The sequence below is a fragment of the Lactiplantibacillus sp. B652 genome (assembly GCF_023806745.1).
Taxonomy (GTDB): domain Bacteria; phylum Bacillota; class Bacilli; order Lactobacillales; family Lactobacillaceae; genus Lactiplantibacillus; species Lactiplantibacillus pentosus.
In genome coordinates, this window is the sequence record NZ_JAMSKY010000026.1 from 1 (window position 1) to 11,204 (window position 11,204).

The following is an 11,204-nucleotide window of genomic DNA, read 5'->3' on the forward strand; positions in this document are numbered from 1 at the left end:
TGATTCGGTCCCACTGAGCATCTTCCAGTTCGTATCGTTTAGGTGTTGTCATCGGAATGCCTCGATTCGTTTTTCCTCAGATTATACCTGAATTTTTAGTTTTCAGACAGTCCCTAGAAGTGTCACCGGAGAACAAACTCGCTGAAATCGTCGATCAAGACGTTATCGATTTCACGAAGACGGCCCAGATGACGATTCAGGATATGCTCGGTTATAATTTCAAAGACAACTTTATTTATGCGGTCAGTTTGCACGTCAGCTCGTTTATCAAACGTATCCAGGCCGGTAAGCCGATGCGGCAAATGAGCTCGGATATGTTAGCGATGGTGCGCGAATATCCAGCTGAAATCAAAGCGGCTGAAACACTCAAAAAAGGCTTGGAGGAACGTTACCATCTACCAATTCCACAGTCCGAAGTGTATTACCTCGCCATTCTATTGATTTCCTTGAAATCGATGCAGCTCAATGGCAAGGTCGGCGTGCTAGTAGCAGCCCATGGCATGAGTACCGCCTCTTCCATGGCGCAAGTCGTCGGTCAGCTCCTGGATGACTACGATATTCAAGCATTCGATATGCCGCTCGATATGGATCCCAGCGTGGCGTACGACCATGTCAAACGGCGCATTGAAAAGATGGATTCGGGCAAGGGTGTGTTGTTACTCGTTGACATGGGGTCGCTGACGACTTTTGGTGAACGGATTCAACAGGAGACTGGCATTGCCACGCGCACGATTGACATGGTGACCACACCGGTCGTACTGGAAGCCGTTCGTAAGGCCAGCCTGGTCGACAGCGATTTGGACTCGATGTATCAAGAACTGGTTGGCTTTAAGGGCTATTCGCGGATTTCTCGTAACTTGCCAACTGATGACCAGAAAGCGACCGTTAAGCCAGCGTTAGCGACGGATAAGACCCCGCAGCGCGCAATTATTGCGATTTGTGCAACTGGAGTGGGAACCGCTGAACGCATCAAGACGATTCTGGACAGTTTGTTAGCTCAGAACTTCATCGAAGGCATTACAGTCTTTCCAATTTCAGTCGTTGAAATGAAGACTCGTATCCAGCAAATTAGTCAGAATTATCAAATTATTGCGGCGACTGGGATTACCAAGCCGGAGCTCGACGTGCCGTTTATCTCCTTGGAAGAACTATTGCAGGGTGGTGGCGAGAAATTTATCGATCAACTAGCAACTGGGATGGATTCGCCACAGATGATGGCCGAGGAAGCCCAACAGTTGACACCAGAGCTCTGCGAACGGTATTTAGGCGACTACTTCACGTTCCTCAACCCCAAGAAGCTGACCGGGATTTTATGGGCGTATAGCGAAGTGATTGCCACCCATCTGGATGGTGAGATGAGCAACGCCTTTCGTATCGACCTCATCATGCATCTGGCCGGGGCCCTAGAGCGGACGGCCATCAAGGATGAGATTTCAGCCCCGACTGAAGAAATGCCCGATATTATGGCCTCCAAGTGGTATCCGATTATTCAAACGGCTAACCAGCAACTGACCGACCAACTTCAGCTGACCTTCTCAGCGGCGGAAAATTATTATATTGTGCAATTATTAGAGAGTCATCAAGCGCAAGTCCTGGCCAGTTGATACACTAACTTGGCATGGTTCTTGCATGTATCTTAATGAGTATTAGTTATAGACTGAGGAGGGAACACCGATGTTAGCATTTGTTGTTGTGAGTCATGGCAGCTTTGCCCGGGGGATCGTGGACTCATCGTACATGATATTTGGCAAGCAGGATAAGGTCCAGACGGTCACGTTTCAATTAGACGAAGAGCCCAGCGTCCTGACTGAAAAACTGATGGCGGCGGTCGATCGGTTTGATGCCGATGACCAAGTCCTGTTCATGGTCGACTTATGGGGTGGGTCCCCATTCAACGCGGCGAGCCGGATTGTCGCTGAACATACCGACCGAATGGGACTTGTCACCGGCCTGAATCTGCCAATGTTGATTGAAGCCTATACGGTCAGAGACAAACCAATCGACGACGTTATCGCCCACCTGGAAGAGACGGGTAAGATTGGTATCAAACACTTGAACTTATTAAAAGAAGACGAGGAAGATGAGCCACTATGACGATGGATATTCGCTTGGCGCGGATCGATAGTCGGCTCTTGCACGGGCAGGTCGCTACGGTCTGGACCAAAAGTGTCAGTCCTAACCGGATTCTAGTCGTGTCTGATGAGGTCGCCCGGGATGCACTGCGCAAGATTTTAATCGTTCAGGCGGCGCCACCGGGTGTCAAAGCGAATGTGATTACGGTCGACAAGATGATCGAGATTTATCATGATTCCCTGTTCGACAATGTCAAACCACTGATTCTGACGGATACGCCGCAAAACATGGCGCGCCTCGTTGCCGGCGGGCTGGATTTTAGCCAGACGGGTGTCGACATTGGCAGCCTCGCTTTTTCAACCGGAATGGTAATGGTCACCAATGCGGTCGCCGTCGGTCAGGCTGAAGCTGATGCCTTGTATGCGTTGGCCGCGGCCGGATTAAAAGTCTACGCCCAGAAGGTGCCGACGGACAAACAGGTCGATTTGATGCCCTTGCTGGCTAAAAACGGCTTTGCGGCACCTGGCCAACCAGAAACTGAATTGAAATAGCCGATTCGCCAATTAAACGATTCGATATGAGACTCGATTGAGATAGTTACGTAAGAAGTCACAACCAATTCTTACGATAACTATCTTATTTTCGTTTAAGCGGCAGTGGACAAGTGAGAAGCGGCCCCAAATCAGCGCCGGTTTCTAAGGATTTACCAAAAATCCGGCTGGAAACTTTGACCGGCACGGTTTTATTGATAAAATTAAACTAATTGAAACGGAAAGTAGCGGGGGTTTAAAAATGCCAACTTATACAAAATTAACCGCCATGGGACAGTATGTTCCGGCACGCGTCGTTGACAATGACGAATTAGCGACGATCATGGATACGAGCGACGAGTGGATTCAAGCCCATACAGGAATCAAGACCCGGCACTATGCCATGAATGATGAGAATACCTCAGATCTAGCCACCCAGGTCGCCCAGCAGTTGCTGCAAAAGGGTGGCGTGGCAGCTAGTGCCATCGACTTGATTTTAGTGACGACGATTACGCCGGACGCGTTGACACCAGCCACCGCTTGTTTAGTGCAGGCGAATATTGGCGCTAGCAATGCCTTTGCCTTCGACCTTAGTGCCGCTTGTGCAGGGTTTACCTTTGGCTTAGCAACGGCGGATAAATTCATTCGTAGTGGCCAGTATCAGAACGTGATGGTCATTAGTGCGGAAGTCAATTCCAAGATGATGGACTTTCAGGACCGGACCGCGGCCGTCTTTTTCGGCGATGGCGCGGGTGGTGCGTTGTTGCAAGCAACGACGGATCCTGCAGAAAACAGTATTTTAGCTGAAAAGTTACAATCACAAGGTAACGCTGAAGTGATTCATTCGGGCCGCGTGCAGCCCATCACGAAAGTTGCAGCGGACAATTATCCGAAGACGGACGCGTTCTACCAAGCTGGGCGCGACGTCTTTCAATTTGCGACCACGGTCGTCCCAGAACAGATGCGTGGTGTGATTGCGGAGGCTAAGCTGACAACTGACGACTTGCAATACGTCATTTGTCACCAAGCCAATTTACGAATCATTGAAAAAATCGCGGCCAACTTAGCGTTACCAATGGCGAAATTTCCGCATAACGTTGAACAGTTAGGCAACACCTCCTCAGCTGGTGTCGCGATGGCGTTAGCGAGTGTATTCGATACCTTAACTGGACCAACGTTACTCACGGCCTTTGGTGGCGGGTTAGCCTATGGGTCCGTATTGATTAAGAAGTAGACGAGGGGTGCGAAAATGGAATTAAAAGATTTAGACCGATTAGTCGAGAAGTATGCGCGGCAAGGCTATCAACAAATTCGGGTCAAAGCCGGCGACTTGGAGATTGCCGTCACCAAACCGAGTGTCACTGCACCAGTAAACGCGGCAGCGTCGACAAACACAGTGACAAATCCGTCCGCTGACGATCAGGCGGCAGCCATCACGAACGAATCCGCCATCACTGAATCTACAACGACTGAAGCTGCAATCGGCGCTACTGACACGGCGAACGTCACGATTCCGAGTCCAATGGTAGGCGTCGTCCACTTAGCCCCGGACTTACAAGTTGGGCAGTCAGTGACGGCTGGTCAAGAATTGGGCCAAATTGAAAGTATGAAGTTGTTTAACCCCCTCGTGAGTCCGGCTGACGGCACGCTCACGGCGGTACTGATTGCGGATAACGCGACCGTCGAATATGAACAACCCTTATTTACAATGCGAAAGGATCGGTAGCTATGTTTCGCAAGCTGTTAATCGCGAATCGGGGCGAAATCGCCGTCCGGATTATCAAGGCCTGTCGACAATTGAATATTCAAACGGTGGCGGTGTGCTCAACCGCCGACCGCCACGCGGGCTATACGCGATTGGCGGATGAAGTGGTGTGCATCGGACCGGCTGCGGCAAGTGGTTCATATCTGAACGCCGAAGCTATTTTGATGGCCGCCATTAATACGCATGCGGATGCGATTCATCCGGGCTACGGGTTCTTAGCTGAAAACGCCGATTTTGCCGCGATGTGTGCGGAATGCGGCATCGCTTGGATTGGCCCCCAAACGGAACAGATCAAGTTGATGGGGGACAAAGCCCAGGCGAAGGCCTTTGCCCGTCAACAGCAAGTTCCCGTACTGGCTGGTCAATCGATCCAAGGTCTCGATTGGCCCGAAATCAAACAAGCCGCGATTGCGATTGGCTTCCCACTAGTTCTCAAAGCGAGTTACGGCGGTGGCGGGAAGGGAATTCGCGTTCTTAGTGATGCTCATGAACTCCATCAACAATTGCGGGCTGCGCGCCAAGAAGCGGCCGCGTCCTTTTTAAACGATGCGATGTACTTGGAGCAGTTCCTGACAACCGCCCGCCACATTGAAGTGCAGGTGCTAGGAACCGGTCAGGACCTCTTTATTTTGGGTGATCGGGATTGTAGTTTGCAACTGCATAAGCAAAAAGTCTTAGAGGAAAGCCCAGCTAGTATTTTGACGGCCGCGCAACGGCGGAATTTGTACGAGTTATCACGGCAATTGCTGGCGGGAACCCATTATCAGAGTTTAGGCACGATTGAATACTTATTCGCAGATGGCCAGTTTTACTTTATGGAAATGAATACCCGGCTACAAGTTGAGCACGGGGTGACGGAGCTGACCACCGGTATCGATATCGTTGCTGAACAAATCAAACAAGCGGCGGGGGTCGCCGTCACGTTTCCAGAACACGTTGGCCTGCAGCCGCAGTGTATTGCGATTGAAGCGCGTTTGACCGCGACGTTACCAGTAACGCAGACAAAGATTGAAAGGCTACAGTGGCCTGAAAATGTCCGTATCGATACGGATTATCATCAAGGTGACCACTTAGTCACGATGTACGACGGTCTAATCGCTAAAATCATGGTCACTGGGGCCGACCGTATAACGGCTGTTCACAACTTGCAGCGGGCGTTGGCCGCAGTCAAGTTGCAGGGACCAACGACCAATCTGGACTTTCTACGACAGACTGTCGCGCGACCAGCGTACGTTAACGACCAATACACGATTCACAGCTTAGCGCGTTGGGAGGCGTCCAAATGAGTCATTATCCAAGTCCAGGTACGTGGTCGGCCTGTCCTAATTGCGGCCGCCACGTCCATCAACGACAATGGGGCACGGATCAACAGTGTCCCTATTGTCACTATTGGCGACGATTGACGGCCACACAACGCATCCAACAACTGACCGATGCTGAGACGTTTCAGCCGTTTGAAATGCCTGAGCGGACCGTTGATCGACTGGCGTTTCCAGACTATCCGGCTAAGTTGCAACGCGCTAAGCAGGAGACCGGTTTAAGTGAAGCAATCATCTGCGGCACTGCCCAAATTGCCCAACAATCCTGCGTCCTGGCAGTCATGGATAGTCATTTTATGATGGGAACGCTGAATACGGCGGTGACCCGTCGGCTGCTATATGCGAGTGAACAAGCGCGTGCTCGGCAGTTGCCATTGGTGATCGTCACCGCTTCTGGTGGTGCCCGCATGCAAGAGGGGATTTATGCCTTAGTGGGCATGAACCTGATTTTAGCAGAGTTAGCCCGGTTAGCGCAGGACCAATTGCCATTGATCACCGTACTTACCGACCCAACGATGGGCGGCGTCTCCGCGAGCTTTGCCTTTGAGGGCGACTTAGTGTTAGCTGAAGCGGGCGCCAAGATTGGTTTCGCGGGGGCGCGGGTCATTCAACAGACGACTCCGGCTGACTTACCCGCAGACTTTCAAACGGCGGACCAATTATTTGAAAATGGGATGCTAGACGCCGTCGTCGAGCGGCCGCATCTCAAGGCTTATTTGGGCCGGACATTAGCGAATTACGGGATTGGGGGACGGGCCGATGGATAAAAGATTACAGCGGTTACGCGCCGCTGACCGGGTAAGTGCCCCCATGGTCATTCAGGCGCTACTACCGACGATGACGGTGCAGACTGGTGACCGAGTGCTCGGCCGTGACGCTGCGTTAACGGCGGGCTTCGGTCGAACGGTCACTCGTCAACAGCTTGCCGTCTTGGGTGTTGACCGGGGTGTCGATATTCAAAGTCGGCGTGAAAAAAACGGTGGCGCATTGACGGTGCCTGGTTACCGAACTGCGCTGCGGGTCATCAAGCACGCCGCCAAGTTCGGCTGGCCGGTCGTCAGTCTGATCAACATGCCAGGTGCGGATGCCAGTCCAGAATCGGAGCGGCATGGTCAGAGTCAAGCGATTGCCGATATGATTGCCGCGATGGGCCAGTTGACCGTTCCTAATCTTGTCGTTTTCTTAGGCGAAGGGCATAGTGGTGGTGCATTAGCTTTTGCCAACGCTAACCGCATCATCATGTTAGATGACGCGTTATTCAACGTCGCGTCCCCGGAAGCCGTCACTGCGATTTTACATGGCCAACAAACTGTCAGCGATGCCATTGACTTGTTGCCAATGACGGCGGATGCGTTGCAGGCGCGCGGGTTAGTCGACCAAATCATCGCGCACGACCAGGCTGACTTGATTACTGTCATTAATCAAACGATTGAACGCCAGCTGGCACCCTTGCAATCTCTGACCGCTACTGAACTCATTGCACAACGTGAGCGTAAATTCAGGCAGTTCTTGGACAGTTGGCCGGTTAATTGATGCTAGTCAAGCTGGTCGGATCGCGTGATATAGCGGATTTGGCGTCAATATAATAAGATAAATTGTAAAAAGTCACCGATTAGCTAGTTGCTAGTCGGTGACTTTTTAGGAGCCTGCAGGTAATCTTTAATCAGCACTGATGAAGATTTATGTCATCTAAACGCATTGTGCTAGTTGGTTTTGCATGAATGCTGATTAAATCATGCTACTTTCCAAGTTCAAAAGCAGCCAGCTGAGGCCCGCTGGAAACAGTGCAAATTAGTGTAAACTTGCAGCACATGTTCGTCCTAGCCGGCCTACAGGCATTTCTGACAACGCTGGAACGTGGTGGACACAGATTTAAGCCGGCAACCCACGTCTTAAATACTGGCCTTCCACTAACCAAGCAAAAAACGCTTGCTAAGTGGAATTTCACCACTGAGCATTGTCAGAAACGCCTTCCGGCCGGGGATCACATTCGAAAGGCGAATATGTGCGAACTCAACTTTTTGTGAGATTAGTCGTTGGTTCTTACTACACGATTATTTTGACATTCAACTATCAGACTGGCACTAACAATGGCTAAACCTTTTACCCGTAATTTAAGGTTTCTTGACAGGTAGATTCACAGAAATTGTCAGAATCTTTCCCAGTTGACTGAGATAACAAAATATTGAATTCCAAACCAGAGCAATTTTATCGACTACTATCAAGACTAGTTGCCATTGGAACCAGTCAAATAATATCCATGTAATCTTCTCAGTATTTAAACGCTATACAGCATCATCGATTCCACCTTAAAGATTTGCCTAAAGGACTCGACACCTAATATTCAATGGTCAATTGCACCCAGATAGGTGGCCGTTCATCCGCCATTCGAGCGGGTTCCCGACTGTAGGGGCTGGCTGACAATGCTCAAGGGCGAAATTCTTCTTGTCCGGGCGAATTTCCCGGGCTAGAAGAAGACTCGTATTTGAAATTGCGCAGTGGAGTTCTGCGTGAGTTCAAATCGATGTCCGCCCTGTTCCAGCGTTGTCAGCCGGCCCCGGAAGTCGGAATAAGGAGATCACCAGCTGACGAACAATAATCCAGACAATTGGCATGATTTAATCAGTTTTGATGTTAAATGATAACTAGCCCAAAACGCGTAATCTAGATTTTTTCTGTTTCTGGCAATTTCGACTTTAATACAAAATAAAAAGGACGACCAGAGTGGCCGTCCTTTCAGTATTAATACTGATTAGTTGTCGTTGTTTGATCTTGAGTGGTTGTTTGGTCCTGAGTCGTCGTGTCTTGGGTCGTGCTAGTGCCATAAGTGGTCGTGTCACTAGTTGTGGTGGTGCTTGACGAACTAGAGCTTGAACTGCTGCCGGTCGTAATAGAAGCCGTCTCAGAGAAGAGTGATTCTGAGATGCTGCTAGTAGAGAGGCCGAGCGCTTTTCGAATTCGTTTGGAATTCTTGTAACGTTCTGAAGCAGAAGCGACTTGATAGGAGAGACCATCAATCATGGAATCCGTCCCTTGAACCGTGTAGGACTTAGCGTGGTGAGAGGCGTTCTTGTACTTCGTATCGAGCGCGACCATATCGTTCCAAGTTAAGTCAGTCCGCATGTTTTTGGACAGTTGTTTAGTAATCTTTTCAATATTTGCAATTGAACCTAGTGAGTTAGATTGACTAACCATCGCCATGATAATTTGCCGTTGCCGTTTTTGACGACCGTAGTCACCTTGAGGGTCATCATAGCGCATCCGTGAGTAATCCAGTGCAGCGGCCCCGTTAAGCTTGATTTTGACACCCTTCTTAACATTGGCATGGCCGTACTTGAAGGTCATCTTAGGGGTAATCGTCACGCCACCCATGGCATTGATGATTTGCTTCAAGCCACCCATGTTGATCAGCATGTAGAAGTCGATTGGGACATCGAGCAGTTTTTCAACGGATTTGACCGCGCCACTCGCGCCACCAATAGTGTAGGCCGCGTTGATCTTTTCAGACTGGCCGTCGATCATGACTTGCGTATCCCGTGGAATACTAGTTAAGGTCATGCTTTCCTTTTTCGGATTGATGGTCGCGACGATCATCGTATCAGTCCGAGCAGAGAAGTTCTTGCCCCGGCCGAGCGCACCCGTGTCGGTCCCGAGTAATAGAATTGAGAATGGTTTGCCTTTCTTAATGACCGCGTCAACGTTCCGGAGCTTCTTGGACCCCGTCGATTGATAAGTCGTGTTCATCGTATCCTTAGCGGCATTCCAGGTCTTGTAGCCCCACCAGCCACCGGTGATGATTAGCAGGACGACCACGATCAATAAAGTAATTAGCCAAGGACGTTTTTTGTGTGGTTTCAAATGTGGATTGCGCGCCTGTTGCTCGCGGTAGCGGCGTTGGCGTGGCCCCATTTGATTATCGTTATTATTTTCAGACATATTCGTTCCTCATCACTTTAGATTTTTCCCTCAATAGTCATTTTATGCTGTTTGGCAAGCATTTGGTTCTTAAAATGGGTAACTTAAAAAGATTTTAATAATCAAAACTGCCGTTATCAGCGCAACACAATTATAGAACACTATAATTAAAATTGTGACCGCCGTCAAACGTTTCCATCTATAAATTAGCCTACAAGCCATCTAAAAACAGTGGTATACTTGAATAATTCTCATTGAATTATTATTTTACATAGCTTGGTTGCAGCCTGAATGGCGTGCAATACGGTTGAAGAGAGGAAGACCGAGTGTGCAGATTTTAGGAACCTTTGTGCAGAGTATTTCCGGGGTCATGACGATTATCGTGATGATTGCGGTGGGGTACTTATTGGCACGGTGGGGCTGGTTCAACGAAAGTGCCACCAAATTAATTGCCCGATTAGTCACCCAAATTGCCTTACCGGCCTATATGATTGCGACGATCACGAAGCAATTTACGGCTGAAAAATTGCTGTCGACGTTACCCGGATTACGTTTTCCGGTACTGAATATGGCGATTCTATTTGGGATTTCGTTTGGCGTGATGCGGGCGTTGAATATCAAGAAGGGCCATCGGGGCTTATTTTCGTCGATGTTTCTGAATTCGAATACGGTATTCATTGGTCTACCCGTTAACCAGGCACTGTTTGGCAATAGTGCATTGCCGTACGTGCTGGTCTATTATATGGCCAATACGACGATTTTCTGGACGTTAGGTGTTTACCTGATTCAGCGTGACGGCACTGGGTCAGCGAATTTTGATCTGAAACAAACGCTCAAGAAGATTTTTTCACCGCCATTGTTGGGCTTTATGATTGGGGTCCTGCTGGTCATCGCTCATATCAAACTGCCAAACTTTTTAATGGATGATTTCTCCTATATTGGTGGCTTGACGATTCCACTGTCGATGATTTTTATTGGGATCTCCATGGCCAATGCTGGTCTCAGCAGTATGCGTTTCGACCGCGATAGTATCGGAATCTTAATCGGTCGGTTCATCCTCGCGCCGGTTTTGATGACGGTGATGTTGATTCCGATGTCGATTCCGTTAGAGATGAAGCAAGTCTTCATTTTACAATCTGCGATGCCGGTTATGACCAACGCGCCAGTCGTTTCCAAGCTGTACGGTGCGGATGCGGATTATGCGGCGGTGATGGTGACTGAGACGACTTTGTTAAGTCTGATTGTGATTCCAATTTTGATGGTCGTCGTCCAATCGGGATTGATACATTAACGACTCGGTGACCCATATCATTTTGAAAAACGGCTTAGTGTGACCTGTCAGTAGGTGGTACTAAGCCGTTTGGCGTTATGATTGGATACTGAACTAACGATGCTTAGCAAGTTTAAATTAGTTAAGAGTGTTGACTGATTATTCTCATTTAAATCAGTTTCAATTTGCCGTGTGCGTTTTGACACGGAAACCGATTTCAACTAGGGTCCGTCTGAAAACTACTTAAGTAAGATGCAAATTGAGGCAATGTAGACCGTAGCCAGATAAACATGAGCGAGCTTATCATAACGCGTTGCAATCCTACGAAAGTT

General features: G+C 49.2%; 9 protein-coding genes and 2 pseudogenes. 9 read left to right on the forward strand and 2 right to left on the reverse strand.

What is annotated here, in order from left to right; genetic code table 11:
- Window positions 1–104 precede the first annotated feature (104 nt).
- The 8 genes and pseudogenes from MZO40_RS16130 to accA form a co-directional block, all read left to right on the forward strand.
- Window positions 105–1,604, forward strand: a pseudogene (locus MZO40_RS16130) (PRD domain-containing protein); the annotation flags it as partial.
- 70 nt (window positions 1,605–1,674) lie between these two features.
- A complete protein-coding gene (locus MZO40_RS16135; protein WP_003637743.1) occupies window positions 1,675–2,094 on the forward strand; it encodes a PTS sugar transporter subunit IIA in 420 nt (139 codons plus the stop codon).
- The gene (locus MZO40_RS16140; RefSeq protein WP_101874024.1) at window positions 2,091–2,624 is read left to right on the forward strand and encodes a PTS sugar transporter subunit IIB; all 534 of its coding nucleotides are present in this window, start codon (window positions 2,091–2,093) and stop codon (window positions 2,622–2,624) included. The genes MZO40_RS16135 and MZO40_RS16140 overlap by 4 nt, the downstream gene beginning before the upstream one ends.
- Before the next feature lie 241 nt (window positions 2,625–2,865).
- Window positions 2,866–3,837 carry a ketoacyl-ACP synthase III gene (locus MZO40_RS16145; protein WP_105961349.1) on the forward strand — a complete coding sequence of 324 codons (972 nt, stop codon included), beginning with the start codon at window positions 2,866–2,868 and terminating at the stop codon, window positions 3,835–3,837.
- A gap of 15 nt (window positions 3,838–3,852) precedes the next feature.
- Complete coding sequence (locus tag MZO40_RS16150) at window positions 3,853–4,329, forward strand: biotin/lipoyl-containing protein (RefSeq protein WP_101874022.1); 477 nt, start codon at window positions 3,853–3,855, stop codon at window positions 4,327–4,329.
- 2 nt (window positions 4,330–4,331) lie between these two features.
- Entirely contained in the window at window positions 4,332–5,654 is a 1,323-nt protein-coding gene (locus MZO40_RS16155; protein ID WP_252133425.1) for an acetyl/propionyl/methylcrotonyl-CoA carboxylase subunit alpha, read from the forward strand.
- Window positions 5,651–6,454 carry an acetyl-CoA carboxylase carboxyltransferase subunit beta gene (locus MZO40_RS16160; RefSeq protein ID WP_105961350.1) on the forward strand — a complete coding sequence of 268 codons (804 nt, stop codon included), beginning with the start codon at window positions 5,651–5,653 and terminating at the stop codon, window positions 6,452–6,454. The genes MZO40_RS16155 and MZO40_RS16160 overlap by 4 nt, the downstream gene beginning before the upstream one ends.
- Entirely contained in the window at window positions 6,447–7,220 is a 774-nt protein-coding gene (gene accA, locus MZO40_RS16165; RefSeq protein WP_252133426.1) for a carboxyltransferase subunit alpha, read from the forward strand. The genes MZO40_RS16160 and accA overlap by 8 nt, the downstream gene beginning before the upstream one ends.
- A 1,209-nt stretch (window positions 7,221–8,429) precedes the next feature.
- Here the strand turns inward: accA and MZO40_RS16170 are convergent.
- On the reverse strand, window positions 8,430–9,623 hold the full coding sequence (locus MZO40_RS16170) for an LCP family protein (protein WP_088770025.1): 1,194 nt from the start codon (window positions 9,621–9,623) through the stop codon (window positions 8,430–8,432).
- Between the two features lie 307 nt (window positions 9,624–9,930).
- On the opposite strand from MZO40_RS16170, the gene MZO40_RS16175 reads away from it, so the two are divergent.
- On the forward strand, window positions 9,931–10,893 hold the full coding sequence (locus MZO40_RS16175) for an AEC family transporter (RefSeq protein ID WP_050339201.1): 963 nt from the start codon (window positions 9,931–9,933) through the stop codon (window positions 10,891–10,893).
- A 218-nt stretch (window positions 10,894–11,111) separates the two neighbouring features.
- Here the strand turns inward: MZO40_RS16175 and MZO40_RS16180 are convergent.
- Window positions 11,112–11,204 (reverse strand): annotated as a pseudogene (locus MZO40_RS16180) (IS5/IS1182 family transposase); the annotation flags it as partial.